The sequence below is a fragment of the Litoribacillus peritrichatus genome, from assembly GCF_039537985.1.
In the GTDB taxonomy this organism is placed as follows: Bacteria; Pseudomonadota; Gammaproteobacteria; order Pseudomonadales; family Litoribrevibacteraceae; genus Litoribacillus; species Litoribacillus peritrichatus.
In genome coordinates, this window is the sequence record NZ_BAABBN010000007.1 from 880404 (window position 1) to 896246 (window position 15843).

12 protein-coding genes are annotated in these 15843 nt (G+C 46.5%); 4 read left to right on the forward strand and 8 right to left on the reverse strand.

Translation table 11 applies throughout. The features are described 5' to 3' along the window. Positions 1–8 precede the first annotated feature (8 nt). Positions 9–2309, reverse strand: coding sequence for a heavy metal translocating P-type ATPase (locus ABD744_RS13665; protein ID WP_344799072.1), 2301 nt, complete (start codon positions 2307–2309; stop codon positions 9–11). Positions 2310–2631: 322 nt separating this feature from the next. On the opposite strand from ABD744_RS13665, the gene ABD744_RS13670 reads away from it, so the two are divergent. From ABD744_RS13670 to ABD744_RS13680, 3 genes are read left to right on the forward strand one after another with little or no spacing between them, the layout of a single operon-like run. Then, positions 2632–4458 carry a copper resistance system multicopper oxidase gene (locus tag ABD744_RS13670; protein ID WP_344799073.1) on the forward strand — a complete coding sequence of 609 codons (1827 nt, stop codon included), beginning with the start codon at positions 2632–2634 and terminating at the stop codon, positions 4456–4458. Then, positions 4455–5378, forward strand: coding sequence for a copper resistance protein B (locus ABD744_RS13675; protein ID WP_344799074.1), 924 nt, complete (start codon positions 4455–4457; stop codon positions 5376–5378). Before ABD744_RS13670 ends, ABD744_RS13675 begins: the two co-directional genes overlap by 4 nt. A 31-nt stretch (positions 5379–5409) precedes the next feature. After that, positions 5410–5943, forward strand: coding sequence for a cupredoxin domain-containing protein (locus tag ABD744_RS13680; RefSeq protein ID WP_344799075.1), 534 nt, complete (start codon positions 5410–5412; stop codon positions 5941–5943). A gap of 154 nt (positions 5944–6097) precedes the next feature. Here the strand turns inward: ABD744_RS13680 and ABD744_RS13685 are convergent, their stop codons facing one another. The 5 genes from ABD744_RS13685 to ABD744_RS13705 all read right to left on the reverse strand — a co-directional run bounded on the left by ABD744_RS13685 (position 6098) and on the right by ABD744_RS13705 (position 13135). Continuing rightward, complete coding sequence (locus ABD744_RS13685) at positions 6098–7438, reverse strand: heavy metal sensor histidine kinase (protein WP_344799077.1); 1341 nt, start codon at positions 7436–7438, stop codon at positions 6098–6100. Beyond that, positions 7438–8130, reverse strand: a complete 693-nt coding sequence (locus ABD744_RS13690) for a heavy metal response regulator transcription factor (RefSeq protein WP_344799078.1) — start codon at positions 8128–8130, stop codon at positions 7438–7440. The genes ABD744_RS13685 and ABD744_RS13690 overlap by 1 nt, the downstream gene beginning before the upstream one ends. 204 nt (positions 8131–8334) lie before the next feature. Continuing rightward, positions 8335–8715 carry a DUF3316 domain-containing protein gene (locus ABD744_RS13695; protein ID WP_344799079.1) on the reverse strand — a complete coding sequence of 127 codons (381 nt, stop codon included), beginning with the start codon at positions 8713–8715 and terminating at the stop codon, positions 8335–8337. A 216-nt stretch (positions 8716–8931) separates the two neighbouring features. After that, positions 8932–12711, reverse strand: coding sequence for an Ig-like domain-containing protein (locus tag ABD744_RS13700; protein ID WP_344799080.1), 3780 nt, complete (start codon positions 12709–12711; stop codon positions 8932–8934). A 1-nt stretch (position 12712) separates the two neighbouring features. After that, positions 12713–13135, reverse strand: a complete 423-nt coding sequence (locus tag ABD744_RS13705; protein WP_344799081.1) for a fibronectin type III domain-containing protein — start codon at positions 13133–13135, stop codon at positions 12713–12715. A 255-nt stretch (positions 13136–13390) separates the two neighbouring features. Between ABD744_RS13705 and ABD744_RS13710 the strand changes: the two genes are divergently transcribed. After that, positions 13391–13957 carry a protein-tyrosine phosphatase family protein gene (locus tag ABD744_RS13710; protein ID WP_344799082.1) on the forward strand — a complete coding sequence of 189 codons (567 nt, stop codon included), beginning with the start codon at positions 13391–13393 and terminating at the stop codon, positions 13955–13957. A gap of 17 nt (positions 13958–13974) precedes the next feature. Here ABD744_RS13710 and ABD744_RS13715 read toward each other — a convergent pair whose 3' ends face one another. Together ABD744_RS13715 and ABD744_RS13720 are read right to left on the reverse strand one after the other, a co-directional pair. Beyond that, positions 13975–14838, reverse strand: a complete 864-nt coding sequence (locus ABD744_RS13715) for an alpha/beta hydrolase family protein (protein ID WP_344799083.1) — start codon at positions 14836–14838, stop codon at positions 13975–13977. A 90-nt stretch (positions 14839–14928) separates the two neighbouring features. Then, complete coding sequence (locus ABD744_RS13720) at positions 14929–15822, reverse strand: LysR substrate-binding domain-containing protein (protein WP_344799084.1); 894 nt, start codon at positions 15820–15822, stop codon at positions 14929–14931. Positions 15823–15843: the final 21 nt, after the last annotated feature.

Consider the following 15843-nt stretch of genomic DNA (forward strand, 5'->3'; position numbering starts at 1 on the left):
ATATCCTCCTAATGTTCTTTGGCTTTAAAAAAACGTAAGCGATTGGCATTAGTTACAACCGTGACTGATGAAAATGCCATGGCTGCCCCAGCAATGACTGGACTGAGTAATAAGCCAAAAAACGGGTAGAGTAAGCCAGCTGCAACAGGAACCCCAGCTGCATTGTAAATAAAAGCACCGAACAAATTTTGTTTGATATTTTTCAGTGTTGCTTTACTGATGGCAATTGCATCGGCTAAGCCGTGTAATGAACCGCGCATTAAAGTAATGTCGGCACTTTCAATGGCAACGTCTGTACCTGTGCCTATGGCAAAGCCGACGTTGGCAACGGCTAAGGCGGGCGCATCATTGATGCCGTCTCCCGTCATGCCAACAATTTCCCCCTCCATTTGCAGAGCCTGAACCTTTTGAGACTTATCTTCCGGTAAAACTTCAGCGTGGAATTCTTTAATACCGACTTGAGCCGCTACAGCTTTGGCTGTGGCTCGGTTATCTCCTGTGAGCATTACTACTCGGATTCCGTTATCTTGTAATCGTTTGATGGCTTCAATGGAGTCGTCTTTTATTGGATCTGCGACAGCGATAATTGCTGCAAGTTCGCCATTTATCGCAAAGTACATAGGTGTTTTTGCATCCTCAGCCAATGCCTGGGCTTTAGCCACAAAATTGCCAAGCTGAATGTGCTTTGTATGCATTAGTTTTTCGTTACCAAACAGTAGTTTTTTGCCGTCTACTTCGGCTTCTACACCATGACCTGCAATGGCATTAAATGCACTCACCGGAAATAGCGTTAGTTGCTGCTCTTTAGCAGTATCAACAATGGCTTGTGCTAATGGGTGCTCGGAGCCTGATTCCAGACTGGCGGCTAACTGTAAAACGGTTGTTTCATCCGTTTCTCCTGAAACCACAATGTCGGTGACCTTAGGTGCACCCCAGGTAATTGTCCCGGTTTTATCTAAGACCATGGCTGTTATTTTGGATGCCGTTTGTAATGCTTCGCCATTTCGAATTAACACGCCAGCTTCGGCGGCTTTACCCACTCCAACCATGACGGACATCGGGGTAGCTAAGCCTAGTGCACAAGGGCAAGCAATGATAAGAACGGTCGTTGCTGAGATGATAGCGAACGCAACAGCCGGTTCAGGACCGAAGTTCAACCAGGCGAGAGCACTTAATATTGCAATGATCATAATAACTGGTACAAAGTAGGCTGAAATAACATCGGCCATTCTGCCTATTGGTGGTTTTGAGTTTTGTGCGCGTTTGACCATGTTTATGATTTGAGCCAAAGCGGTATCTTTACCTACGCGAGTCGCCAGAAAAAGAATACTTCCGGTTTTATTGATGGTGCCAGCAACGACTTCATCCCCTTCAGATTTTTCAACAGGCATAGGTTCGCCTGTCAGCATGGACTCATCGATCGATGTATGGCCTTCTACAACGAGCCCATCTACGGAAATTTTTTCTCCTGGGCGTACTCGAATTTTATCGTTTAGAATAACTTCTTCGATGGGGATGTCTGTTTCAATACCCTCCCGTATCACTCTGGCAGTTTTCGGTTGTAATCCAATCAGGCGTTTGATGGCTTCAGAGGTTCTGCCTCTGGCTTTGAGTTCAAGGGCAAGCCCTAAGTTGATCAGGCCTATGATCATTGCGGTGGCTTCAAAATATACGTGCCTAGCCATGTCGGGAATCATTTCAGGAAAGAAAACCACGACCATGGAATAAAGCCAGGCAGTGCCAGTTCCCAGTGCAATTAAGGTGTCCATATTAGCGGAATGATTTTTGAATGATTGCCAAGCGCCTGTGTAGAAGTGCTTGCCGGAAAAAATCATCACCCCCAGAGTTAACAGACCAATGATCAACCAGACAATACGTTCTGTTGTTGTATTAACGGACATTTCTCCGGTGATTAGTCCGTAGGCCATCAAAGGAATTCCCAGAGCAAGGGCAATCGTCATTTCTTTAAGAAGGCGTCGATAATATAGTTGGTCTTCTTGTTCTTTTTCGTCAAGTGAGACTGTAGCACTGGTATTGCTGGCTAACTTGGCTTGATAACCTGCGTTTTGTATAGCCTGGATCAATTGGTCGCTGAGTGCGGAACCTTCAACAGAGACGGAGCGGTCAGCGAAATTCATTTCAGCCTTTATAACACCGGGGACTTTTTTTAGTGCAGATTCGATTTTTCCGACACAACTTGCGCAGCCGGCACCTTCTATCAAAAGAAGTTGCTCATTAATGCTATTTGATGGCTCATGTTGTGCGTAATGAGCTTCTGAGTGCTTTATTGGTTTTAATTCTTGGTTCATGTGAGGTGCTCCTTACCAAGATTAATTGTCTTGAATAACTGATTTTTTTCAGCTTAAACCTGTGTGTAGCACATAGGTCAAGAACCTAACTAAACTTGTTGTCTCAATGCTGAGTTTCCTACTTTCGTTTTTTGATATTTCTAAATCAGCCCAACTTTATCTTGTTTACCGTGTTAAAGCGTATTCAGTTTTTGAAGTATACCTTTGAATATCTTATTAATGATCAAAATGACAGGATTGTCATTTTTAAGTCAGACAGCTGAAAGAGTGAGTTGATTAAAGTGAACTTATCAACGTAACAAATGCTGTTCGGAGTGATGCAATGAGTACGTCTTTCAACCCGTCGAAAAGAAAATTTGTAAAAGGCTTAATTGCAGGTGGAGTGATAATGGGATTGACGCCATTAACTTCCAGAGTTTGGGCCGGAAGTAGTGAAGCATCCATAGGTCATGTTCCGGTTTTAAGTGGCACCGAGTTTGACTTAGTGATTGGTGAGTCAGTTGTGAACTTTACCGGTGTTGAGCGCAAAGCGACTACTATCAACGGATCTATACCTGCTCCGACCTTGCGTATGCGAGAAGGGGAGACAGTCACTATCCGGGTGACTAATCACTTGAAAGAATCCACTTCCATCCATTGGCATGGGATTATTCTGCCTTACCAAATGGACGGTGTGCCGGGGATCAGCTTCCCGGGCATTGCGCCAGGTGAAACGTTTACATATACCTATAAAGTTGAGCAAAACGGTACATATTGGTACCACTCTCATTCTGGTATGCAGGAAATTACGGGGATGTATGGTGCCATTATTATTGATCCGGCGGAAGAAGACCCTGTTAAGTTTGATAGTGAACATACCATTTTGTTGTCCGATTGGACCGACGAAAACCCCATGGATGTGTTTAATAAATTAAAAGTTCAGGGAGATTTTTACAATTTTAATCAGCCAACCGTTTTTGACGGGGTTAAGCAAGTTGTTGATCAGGGGCTGGCCGCTACTTTGAACGATAAAGCTATGTGGAATCAGATGCGCATGAGCTCGTTTGATCTGGCGGATCTTTCCTCGGAAACTTTAACGTATTTAATGAACGGAACCACCCCGAATGGCAATTGGACCGGGTTATTTAAACGTGGTGAGAGGGTTCGCTTGCGTTTTATTAATGGTGCCAGTAATTCGTTTTACGATGTTCGGATTCCCGGTTTGAAATTGCAGGTTGTTCAATGCGATGGGGTGAATTTGGAGCCTGTCGATGTAGATGAATTCCGGTTTGGTCCGGGTGAAACCTATGATTGCATTGTCACCCCGACTCATGATGTCTACAGCATTTTTGCTCAATCCATGGATAGAACCGGTTTTGCCAGTGGTACTTTGGCAACCGCTGCAGGATTAGTGGCCGCGATACCTGCGATGGATTCACCGCAGCCTTTAACTATGGCTGACATGATGGGGGATATGGGAGGAATGGATCATGGCCAGATGAGCATGTCAGACCTGTCCGATATGTCAGACATGAATCATAAAGGTATGAATCATAAAGGTATGAACCATAAGAGCATGGAAATGCCAATGATGGATCACACAGGGATGAGTTCTGTTGGTGAAATGGACACGCTTCGAAAAGCGAGTACAGAGGTGCGGCATGCAAGCACTGAGTACGGCCCAAGTGTCGATATGCGGGTGAACACACCACGAACGAACCTGGATGACCCCGGTGTTGGTTTGCGAAACAATGGCCGACGAGTACTGACTTTAGCGGATTTAAAAACGCTGAATGGACCTATGGACCCTCGAACCGCAGACCGAGAAATAGAACTGCATTTAACTGGCAATATGGAGCGCTATACCTGGTCGTTTGATGGACTTGAATTTGGTCAATCGACCCCAGTGCATTTGAGATATGGCGAACGTGTCCGAATCATTTTGCATAATGACACCATGATGACTCACCCGATGCACTTGCATGGCATGTGGAGTGAGCTGGAAAGCCCGGATGGTTCATTTTTGGTACGGCGACATACCATTCCGGTGCAACCTGCACAGCGAATCAGTTTTCTGGTAACTGCGGATGCGGTGGGGCGTTGGGCCTGGCATTGTCATCTTATGTTCCATATGGATGCCGGTATGTTCAGAGAGGTGATAGTGTCATGAGAAGTTTCTTTGCAAAAAAAGATTATAAGCAAACCAAAGGTATACCGGCATTTGCTTTCGTGATTTCAATGAATTTGATCATGCCTTCGTCTGTGTATGCAAATTCAGGCATGGAACACGATATGAACCATGGTGGTAGTGCAACAGCAATGAGCCACACCAAACCCTCCATGCAAGGTGGCGGTGCTCCGGCTAATGCTCGTGATCCTCATGAGTATTCGGGCGGTTACCAACTGGACTCTGGTCCTTATGTTCTGGATGGTCCAAGACAGCTGGTTTTGTCGGACGAACATACGCGCTGGTCGGTACTGTTTGATCGCTTGGAATACACAAGGAGCGATGAAGAAAGTGACTTTTTAACGTTTGATGCCCAAGCGGCCTGGGGCTGGGATTACGATAAGTTTATTGTTCGCAGTGAAGGCGAAATTGAAGAGGGTACTTTGATTGAGCAGTCAACTGAACTGGTCTGGAGTTATGCCGTTGATACCTTTTGGGACAGTCAGGTCGGTCTGCGTTTCGACTCCGGAGTAGAGAAAGATCAAAGCTGGTTAACGGCAGGTGTTCAGGGGTTAGCACCTTATTGGTTTGAAATGAATGTCATGGCGTCGGTCAGTGATGAAGGGCAAATGGCTTTGGATTTGGAAGCCGAGTATGAAGTGTTATTGACTCAGCGCCTGATTTTGCAACCGAGAATTGAGATAACCGTCTTGGGCAAAGATGATGAAGCTCGCGAAGTGGGCAGTGGTTTTTCGTCCATGGCTGCTGGGCTACGTTTACGGTATGAATTTACGCGGCAGTTTGCTCCCTATATTGGGGCTGAGATTCAGGAAACTCTGGGGGATACCCGGGCATTACTTAACGATGAAAATGAAGCTACGGATGACGTCTTACTGGTTACTGGTGTGCGTTTCTGGTTTTAAAAATCGATTATTTTTCAATAAGGTAGGATCAATGAAATTATATAATAAGTCAGCTCTAATCATTTTACTGGGTACTCTTTCAGGTGTGGCGGCGGCTGGGCCAGCCCACCATAGCAGTATGCAAAACCATTCCATGGGACATTCAGGTTCAATGCCTCATTCAATGAGTCATGGCGAACAAACGGATGAAGTTCCTGCTTTTGGGGTTAAGGGAAGGCTGAAAGATGTCACTAGAACCATAGATGTTGGTATGTTTGATACCATGACTTTTTCACCAGAAAAAGTAGCTATAAGGGAAGGAGAAACCGTTCGTTTTTTGATTACCAATGAAGGCAAAATACCCCATGAATTTGTAATTGGCTCAAAAGCGGATCTAAAAGCGCACGCGGAGATGATGAGACAAATGCCTAAAATGAAACATGCAGAAGAAAATATGGTGACATTAAACCCGGGACAGAAATCAGCCATTGTCTGGAAATTTACAACGTCAGGTGTCGTGGACTTTGCCTGTTTGATTCCCGGCCATATGGAAGCAGGAATGACCGGGGTGTTTAATGTAAATTAATGGGTTGTCTTGTTGGCAGTGAAATCAAAAAATGGCTTTTAAGGAGCCATTTTTTTCATGGTTTTTGATAAATAACAAAGCAGAGGGCACTTACTCGATAGGTTTGCGTGTTATTTTAATTGCTTATCAGGCGTTCGTATTTGAATGTTAAGGTTTATTTAGGGAAACTCAAAGTGAAGCTGGTAATACCATTTTCAGATTTTACGTTGACGTGGCCGTTGTATGCTTCAACGATGGATTGAGTGATTGACAGCCCAAGTCCTGCGCCAATACTGTGTTTGTATTGACGTGATTTGTCCACGCGATAAAAGCGGTCGAACAAGTAATTAATGGACTCAGTAGGAATTGTTTGGCCTTCATTGGTCACACTGATTTGGGTATCAGATACCTTGTCTTTGACATTAATATCAATCACTGTATTTTCGGAGGCGTGGCGAACGGCGTTTGACAAGAGGTTATTGATGGCCCTTTCGAACATATTCTTATCAATGTTTAGCTTCGCTTTCCCTGAGTATTGAATTCGAAGGCCTTTTTCTTCACCTATTATGTCGAAGTATTCAACGATTCTTTGTAATTCGTTTTCGACTCGAATGGTCTTATTGTCATGATGAATTAAGGCGTTTTCTGCTTTGGCAATGTAGAGAATATCGTTGATGGTTTTAATAATCCGGTTTAATTCTTCAAGGTTGGAAGCTAGGGCATCCTGATATTCTTCAGTGCTTCTTTTAGACGATAAAATAACTTGGTTTTGAGTGTTGATGTTTGTTAAAGGTGTTCTCAGTTCATGAGCAATATCTGAAGAGAACTCGCTTAGGCGCATGAATCCCTGCTCCAGACGCTCAAGCATTTTATTTTGGGCATGAGAAAGCTCTTGTAATTCAATTGGCAGCTCTTCGGTAGGAATACGTTTATTCAGATTTTTTGGTGAGACCTCTTTTAAGTGCTCCCCTAATATTTTGATAGGCTGTAAACCCCGATTCACAATGAAAATGCTATAAAGAACTGAAATGGCAAGAGCCAAGCCTAATGACCAGAATAAAATCATCTTGAATTCAGAGATGAAATTAACATGGTGATTGATGTTTGCGCCCATGACCAAGGCGTAATCGTTATTGATCGGGAATACAAAAGCCCTTAAAGATAGGGTATTCGCGTGCCATTCTAAGGGTGTTTTGGCACTTTTTAAGTTGAGAATGGTTGTTAATTGCTCTAGGGGGACTGAGATCGTGGAGTTTTGATCCTTCACTTCACCATTCTTGGTAAGCCAAAGAAAGGCAGAGCTGTTGTTCAGGTTATTAATAAGGGATTCAGGCTCACGGAGGGATGCGGAATCTATCGCTTGGAATTTGGTTAAGAGATGATCGTAGTCTTGTTCATAAAAATGTTGGTCAATGGCGTATTGAAGAATGTAAGCAAGGGCATAATAAATGATGAAGGTTGTGCCAAGAAACATCAGGATAAGGTTTCTTTTCATTGAAGGCGGGAAAAATTTCATTAGAATCCTTCATCCTCCATTTTGTAGCCCATGCCCCGGATAGTGTGAATCAAAGGTTTATCAAAAGGTTTATCAATTTTAGATCGAAGTCGTTTCACGGCCACATCTATGACGTTAGTATCGCTGTCAAAATTCATATCCCAGACTAAGGACGCAATGGTAGTTCGAGTTAGGACCTGGCCTTGTTTTCTCATTAAGAGTTCAAGAAGTTGAAACTCTTTGGCTGTTAGAGTAATTGATTGGCCTTTTCTGGAAGCTTTGCGTTTGAGAAGGTCGAGCTTCAGGTCCGATAAAGTCATGATGTTATCATTGTGCTTGACTTGAGTTTGAGGTACATGATGTCGGAGCACATTGTGGATTCGAGCAATCAATTCAGCAAAGGCGTAAGGTTTTACAACATAATCATTTGCACCCAGTTCAAACCCTTTGACCCTGTCATCAACCTGCTCTTTGGCGGTCAGCATGATAACAGGGGTATTGATGCTACTGCTGCGTAAGGTATTCAGTACCTGCCAGCCGTCTAATTTAGGTAACATGATGTCCAGAATAATGAGGTCGTACTCATTGGTGGTGGCATAGTATAAGCCGTCGACCCCATCGTGGCTTAAATCTGTGGTATAACCTGATTCGGTAAGGCCTTTTTGAAGGTATTGGCCTGCTTTGACTTCATCTTCAATGACCAGTATTTTCATATAATCCCTCAAATTTCAGTAAACAGTGTAGCACATGAGTAATAGCGCTTTGTTTATGTTCCAGTGCGGGACTTTACGCTTGGAAATAAGAGTAAACAAAAAGTGATGTTTTATAAGTCGGGACCAGTTTAACTCAGGTGCGCGGCAGCCGAGTTATGAAACGAAGAGTACGATCAATCATAAAGTACTCTTCCGTAACAGTGATTAATTCTTACTGGATTGTTTTAAGTAGTGATAAACAACATTCACTTGCCCAACGTATTCAATAGAGCCATTTTCATTCATTCGTTCCTCCACCGTAATGTAGTTTCCTTTTTTAAGGTGAAGGGACTTGGTTTCTTGGTGATTGAACGTTCGAAGGTGTAACTCGTTACTTAATTCCAACGGTGAACTTACTTGTAAACCTTTTAATTTTGCCATTGCTTGTTGGTAAGCTTGCTGTTTGGAAGGTACCGCTGAGACTTCTACAACTGTTGATTTGCTACGAGATGATGCTTTTCCCGTAGAGGAAAGAGGGTCAGACATAGCGTTCATGTTAAAAAGAACCAGTGAACCAGCGAGCATAAAGACTTTAAGACTTTTCATAATAATACCCCTAATCTCTAAAATTTATTTTTGACATAGACATTATTGAACGAAGTCACTGACATTAACCTTTCATCAAGATGACATTTATGTCATTTCAGGTTGGTGAAATGTTTATCTGGGACTTTGATGCCATCGAGGCCGTAACGGAATATGTATTAATGGGTAGTCTTCAGGGAGGGCTGGCCACTCAGTCGGCCAGCCTGTATGTGGACATCAGAAGTCAGGGAAGCTCGCATCATCCTCAATGTAGAGTTCACGATCAATGGACAGCAAAAACTCGATTAAAGAAGCTTGATCTTCAGTGGATAACGTCACCGAGTGCTGGCCTGTGGATAACACGTCCGAGAGGGTGTCAGCGTTGCCGTTGTGGAAGTAGGGCGCGGAGTCCCACAGTTCGATCAGGCTCGGCGTTCGTATTTCGGTTAACCCGCCTTCGATGCCTAAACGATTGCCGGATGCCGCCGTAATGGTACCCACATCGTGGCTTTGGCCATCTCGGAAAGCCGCGCCCGCATGGCACTGATCACAGCCTTGCTCGGCAAAGACTTGCTGCCCGCGCATAGCCGTTGCGGTCAATTCGCCCGAATAACTGCGATGCGGTGAACGGGCCACGCGATCTTTGCCTAAGCCATTAACGTAAGCCGCCAATGCATCCAGATCGTTCGAAAGGCCATGGGTGGTCAGCGTCAAGGGCGATTGATCCTGGAAGGTCACGCCGTCTACCAAACCGGTGGCGCCGTTTAACCGTTCCAGCTGAATTTCGAAATCTTCCACTTCATCGAAGTTGGCCGACCAATGCAGGTCGCCAAAGCGGGTACCGCTGGCACCGTTCAACGACAGCGTATTTCGCACGCCTTCACCCATGTGGGTCATGTCCCAGGTACGGCCATCGTGTCCGCCACCGGCATGGCAAGAAGCACAGCTGATGTAACCTTCCGGCGCGATGTCTGGCACTCGGGCATGATAGAAAAGTTTCAGGCCTGCCAGTTCTTCATCTGTCAGGGTTTCTTGGGCGACGGTTACTTGTTGGGTGATGTCCGGGTTTTGGCGTCCGTCGTACATCCAGCCGGAGATGTCGATGGCACTGACCGAGCGGTCGGTGAAGTTCTTCACAAACAAGGTATCCACCGTGGTACAGACGCTTTGCGGTGCGAAGCCGGTCGCCAGGTTGGCGGTGGTGTTTAATGACAGATTATTCAGAACCGCCAGATTGTTGCCTTGCAAGGTATGGACTCGGGTCACGCCGTCTGGCAGGAAAGAAACGCCGTAAGGGTCAGCGGCGTTATCGAGATCAAGGGTGCCGTCACGCGTTGTCGGGTTGGTGTTCAGGTCACGGTGATTCTCCAAGTCGAGCGTCACCAGCATCGGCCGCACCGTATTGTCGTCGTCCAGTGCTTGGCCGTTACGATGCAAACCACGATCAATATTAGCCTTCACCGCCGTGATGTAGGCTCGTGTTTGATCCGGGTTAATGACGATGTTATTGAGGTAATTCGGCAGTCCCATGCCGTGGTCAATGTCATCCGGCACGGCCACCTTATTGATGGCTATGGTGCGGGTCAGCGTCATCGAACCTGCAGTGTTGATGTCATACACTTCCCCTCCGTCGTCCGAGGAAATAAACCGTGTGACCAACAAACGTCCATCCGACAGAGCCATGGCTTTGGGGGTTGACCCAACCGACTGGCGGGCTTCGATCACACCGCTCTCAAGGTTGATTTTGACCACCTCTCCGGCACCGTACAAGGCCACATAGAGATGGCTGCCATCACTGACACTGCTGATTGGCTGGGAACCGTGACCGGTATCGACGGCTCGTTGCGGATTGCCTGCCGTATCAAAGAAAACCACCTTATCGTCGTGCTGATAAGTGACTGCATATTGGTTGGCCAAACGCGTTACTGAGGTCGGATGCTGATAGTTCAGTTTGATTTCCCGCTCGACCGACAAACTGCTTACGTCGGCGTCTGGGTTTTCGGCTTGTGCCAGAATGGACACGCTGTCGTTGTCCGGATTCACCACCCAGACATTGCCCAGTTCTTGATCCGGAGCACAAGCCAGTTGGGATGATTGAATTGGGTAAAACGGCGTGCCGCTGAAGTCGGGCACATCATCGCTTGGCGAAGTATCTGGATCTGGCACCGGGTCGCCAATCAATTCAGCGCCCGTGGAAAACTCAAACTGGTACGGCGTCATGGTGTTGCCCATGAAGTCCTGAATGCCTGCCACATCGACCCGATAGGTGGTGTTCAGCGCCAAGTCCTGATCCGGCCAGATCGCCAGTGTTCCGGTATGAGACAGGATATGTCGGTAGCTGACGGTTTCATTGGTTTCTATGTTTGTGACGGTGACTGCGTCCGTCACGGTTTCGGTGCGTAAGGTTTCCGGTATGTGAATGTGGATAAAGCCGTCCACCGGATAATTTACCTGATTGGCCAACGGACGATGCCCCGAAACGTAAGGCGCTGTGGTGTCCGGCTCATCGGAGGTTACCATGAAACACATGCCTTGCTCGTTGATGCGTTCATCAATGATCATTTCGTTGATGGTGAAGCCAGTGTCGTTGGTGGTGACGGTATCGCCCACCTGCAATCCCGTGGTGTTCACCACGCTCAAGCCCGGCTCCAGATGACGAATGACCTCAAAGCCCAAGCCACTCTGGTTTTGTAGATACTGGCTGACCGGTAATTCGCCTCCGCTGTAGCGAATGATCGCCTGGGTGCGCCACCAGTCATAACCACCGAAAATACCCACTTGCCCCAGTGGTCTGAAATATTGACTGCCGTCGCAACTGTTGTTGATGTCGTCAAAACGGTACACCACTTGGGCGAATTCAGTGTCGCTGATGGTCTGATCATTGGCGTAGGCTTGTTCACAACCAGGAATATCGACCCGAAAGTGGTCGACATAGGCGTATTGATCCTGAAAGTTCACGTACATGGGGTCGCTGGATTCATCGCCATCGGCCGGGTCGTCACGATCCTGATCGAAGAACAATGCACAGGTTAGCTGTGGGTCGGTCGGGTCGGTGAAATCCACCACAAACATGCCTGGGTAATGGCGCTCTGGCGTGCCTCCGCGTTGGCGGGCCGCCCACACCATTTTGGTGGTGCCATAAGGTTCTACCCAATATCCGCCAATTCCCACCTGGTTGCCATCCGGCTCGGTGAGGGTCGGCTGGTAAGTACTGAGCAGGCGAGGTAACTGACCTTCTTTGAAGCCGGACACATCGTAAATGGCCATGCCTGTGGATTGTTGATCCGACGACATCACCACCAAGTTACCTAACCAGGCGGCAAAGCCAGTGACCCCGGTGAGTCCGATGTGATCCCACTCCACCAGAATTTCACCCAGCCAGCGCTGGTCTTCGCCCTCCGGCAATAAACGACTCGGATCGCGAATCCACTGATTGCCGGACGGATCGTCGCCATAATCCCACCAGCGTCTCAAGTGATACGGTGAAAACAGCATGGGGTAACTCATTGGATCATAACCCCAGTTGAGGTTCGTGGTCACCGCTTGCTCGTTCGACGTTGCCCCTTGCGGGTTATAGGTCATGTGATCGCCGCCTTCGTTGCCGCCACCGCCACGGGTGTACAAGTAGGCATCGTCGTTGTCGAAACGAATCACTGTGGCATGGGCGAAAATCGGTGAACCGAGATAGCAGGTGTCACACGTCAGTGAACGAATCAACGTCGGGTTGGTCAGGTCGGACAAATCCCACACGGTATCTTCCGCTTGCCAGGGGATGCCGTTGGACGTGCTGCCCGGCGCTTCGGGCAAGTTCACCAACAGTGGGCCGACCAGATTCAAATCGGCAGTGCGGCCATACTCTGTTCCGCGCTTGGCGACAAAATCTCCTTGTGAGCCGTAATCAATGTTAGGCGGGTAATCAGCAGCTAATGCTCCATTTGATAAGCCGGCTAAAGGCAAAAACGCTGCCATCGTCGATGTCAGTAAACGCTGTTTCAGAGGTGTGGAGAACATTGCCATATCAGTTCACCTCCACGGTCATGGGGGTACTGAACAGGCTGTTGCCGAATTCATCATAGGCTTCCACCAGCACCTGATAGCTGCCTGCTGAAAGTGGCGATGAGGCAAAGGTTAAATCGCTTGTGATAAATTCTTGCGGGGCGTCATTACCCTGCCAATAGAGTACCCGGTATTGTTGGGCGTTGCTGTCCGACCAAGAAAGCGTCAGTTGGTCATTTTCTGTTTGGTTAGCCACTTGAGGCGCTTGCAAACCGGTATTCTGATTGGAATCTTGTGATTGCTCATTGGAGGAAGGTTCATTGTCGCTGGAGGGCGAGGAATCGCCGGAAGAACCGCCTCCGCCACCACACCCTTGCAGAACCAGTATTAATACCAACGACAGCACACCCATTCCGTGTTTTAACATCACAGCAACCCCACCCATCTAATCAACCCCTAACTTATAATTTTTCCAGATCTACATCGTTATTAAATTTGTAACTTTTCTGGATGTTTATATGACATGGATTAAAGAGCGCAGATGTATAAGACGCAAAACAGAACCGATGATCGGTTGTTTTTAGAGAATGAAAATTGTCTGAGAAATCAAAGCTGTGATTTGAATCACATTGTGGGTGGTGTTTAGCGCTTAATAATTCTGAACTATGACCGTGAATAAATTAATAGTATTTTTAAGTGAATGTATCAAACTGTACATTTTTATTGGCTTGCAAACCTAACTTGGCTCATCAATGAAGCCCTAATTGATATAGAAAGGAATTTTATGATCCCTTCAGTTTTTAAAGTAACGAAGATTGGGCAAGGAACGCTTTACGTGATGCCAAAGCCATCATCTGAGTGGTTAAAGGATGATGTTGACTACTTATCAAATATGGGGATATCTAAAGTGGTATCTTTGCTGGAAGTGAGTGAAGAATATGAACTTGGATTGGCAGGTGAACGTCAAACTTTAGAAGTCAAAGGAATTGAGTTTCAGAATTTTCAAATAAAGGACAGAGGGATACCAAATCCTGTTGTTTTTAAAGAGCTAATTAACCGTTTGTACAAGGAGCTTTTGGAAGGCCTAAACATTGCCGTACATTGCAGAGCAGGCATTGGACGTACAGGAATAACGGCATCTTGTTTGCTTATTAAAGATAAAATGACCTCTCAAGAGGCCATTGATAGGGTGTCTGCCGCGCGGGGCGTGCCAATACCGGATACACAGCAGCAATACGATTTCATTTGTGATTATGAGGTTATTTAGCTGATGCAGGTTTTCATTTAAGAAAACCGCCCAAACCATTCAACTGCGTTCGGCCATAAGGCTTCTTTATGTTGGCGTTTGAAGAAGCCGAAGTGGCCAACTTCTTTGATGCCAAGCTGTTTCGGGTCAACCACTTCGATTTCTTTTTCTGCTTGCGAGTAGAATTTCTCCAACTCCTTCACGGCTTTTAATGGCGCAAAATCAAGATCATCGCTAATGGCCAGAAAGCGCATTTTTTTGTCGAACTGATGGAAGAATTCACGGAGGGGTTGCCCTTGTTCGTCACTGATGAAGTTTGGATTTTTGCACCAACGCGCCCATTCCAAAGCAATGTTGCCGGGCAGGGGTGTGCCTCCCAACATAAAGCCGGGTACATAACCTAAGGTTTTACTGAATAACGGAATGAGGCCGTACCAGGTCAGCAGTATTTTAGGCGTTTGTGGTAACCCCCAGTTTTTCCAGTAACCGTTCTGAGCTGCAACGCAATAAACACTGGTCAGTTTTGAGTTGTTTGGGGCTAAGCCGACAAGCTGGCCGCCGACACTGTGGCCGATGCAGTGCCAGGCCAACTCTGGATAGCTATTCACAGCGTGATCAATCACCGCAGGTAAGTCTTGTTCCCCCCAGGCGCGCATACTGAGTTTGTCGTCGTTTTGTTTGGTGGCTTTCGATTGACCAATGCCTCGGTAATCGTAAGTGATGACAAGATAACCATGCTCGGCCAGGTGTTGGGCAAAGGCTCGATAATACCCTTGGCTGACGGCCGTTGCTGAGTTGATGATGATTCCGGCACTGGCTGTTTTGTCGGGTGAGTTCAAAGGAGAAAATAAGTGGCCTTTGATGGTGAACCCGTCTTGAGTTTGAATCTGGATGTTATCCATGGTCTCTCCTTAGCGGTGAATATCTACGTGGAGCATAAAGAGAGAAAGGCTTGCGTGACAAACGAGTTTTTTATGGCTTTCAGATAAGTTTTATTTATCTGATATGTCGCTGATCACTTGTTTCAGCCAAATTTGAAACGATTGAATTTGCGGGTTATTCATTTCTGATTTGAGATAAACCAAGTGAAGTTGCCCAAACTCTGTTATTTGATCAGGGAAAGGCAGCATCAGTTTTTCCGTTTGTAACAGCGTTTTTAAAGCGGGTAAATATCCCATTGCCAAGCCTAACCCTTGAACTACGGAGTCCAACACGGCCTGATAGTTATCCAGGCTCAATTCGTCATTGGGTAAGCTATTAATCCCCCATTCCCGCTGCCATAACGACCAGGAGTTGGGATCGACTGAAAGGCGAATAATACGATGGTGGTCAAGTGTTGTACGGTTGTTGGGTTGGTGATTTTGCCAGTAAGCACGGGTGCATATGGGGCTGATGAGAACGGGAGACAATTCTTCGTAGTGCAGTTCCGGTTCGTTGCCTTTGATGTGGCGTATGGCAACGTCGATTTGTTCTTCTTTGAAATTGGCCCTGTGTACCTGGGATTGAATCTCTATTCGTAAATCGGGGTGTTCATCTTTAAAGGACTGGATGTTGGGAATCAACATACTGTTGGTGATGAAGGGAATACTGCTGATCCGAAATACCGAAGGTTGTTGTTTTTCAATTAACCGGTCAGTAGCCAGATGAAGTTGCAATAAAGCACCCTGGACTTCCTGAAAGTACTGTTCTCCATCCGGTGTGAGTTCCAAGGCCCTGTTCAAACGCCTGAACAACACAGCTCCCAATTGCGCTTCCAGTACTTTGATTTGATGACTGACCGCCGGCGGCGAGATGTGTAATTCTTCCGCTGCTTTTTTGAAGCTGAGGTGACGAGCAGCGGCTTCAAACACATTGAGCACATTAAGGGATGGAAGGCGTTTAGCCATGGGTAAGTCCAAATGTTGGTT

Coding starts and splice junctions, on each gene's coding strand:
- ABD744_RS13665 (WP_344799072.1), bottom strand. CDS start 2,309: ATGAACCAAGAATTAAAACCAATAAAGCACTCAGAAGCTCATTACGCA.
- ABD744_RS13670 (WP_344799073.1), top strand. CDS start 2,632: ATGAGTACGTCTTTCAACCCGTCGAAAAGAAAATTTGTAAAAGGCTTA.
- ABD744_RS13675 (WP_344799074.1), top strand. CDS start 4,455: ATGAGAAGTTTCTTTGCAAAAAAAGATTATAAGCAAACCAAAGGTATA.
- ABD744_RS13680 (WP_344799075.1), top strand. CDS start 5,410: ATGAAATTATATAATAAGTCAGCTCTAATCATTTTACTGGGTACTCTT.
- ABD744_RS13685 (WP_344799077.1), bottom strand. CDS start 7,438: ATGAAATTTTTCCCGCCTTCAATGAAAAGAAACCTTATCCTGATGTTT.
- ABD744_RS13690 (WP_344799078.1), bottom strand. CDS start 8,130: ATGAAAATACTGGTCATTGAAGATGAAGTCAAAGCAGGCCAATACCTT.
- ABD744_RS13695 (WP_344799079.1), bottom strand. CDS start 8,715: ATGAAAAGTCTTAAAGTCTTTATGCTCGCTGGTTCACTGGTTCTTTTT.
- ABD744_RS13700 (WP_344799080.1), bottom strand. CDS start 12,711: ATGGCAATGTTCTCCACACCTCTGAAACAGCGTTTACTGACATCGACG.
- ABD744_RS13705 (WP_344799081.1), bottom strand. CDS start 13,135: ATGGGTGGGGTTGCTGTGATGTTAAAACACGGAATGGGTGTGCTGTCG.
- ABD744_RS13710 (WP_344799082.1), top strand. CDS start 13,391: ATGTATCAAACTGTACATTTTTATTGGCTTGCAAACCTAACTTGGCTC.
- ABD744_RS13715 (WP_344799083.1), bottom strand. CDS start 14,838: ATGGATAACATCCAGATTCAAACTCAAGACGGGTTCACCATCAAAGGC.
- ABD744_RS13720 (WP_344799084.1), bottom strand. CDS start 15,822: ATGGCTAAACGCCTTCCATCCCTTAATGTGCTCAATGTGTTTGAAGCC.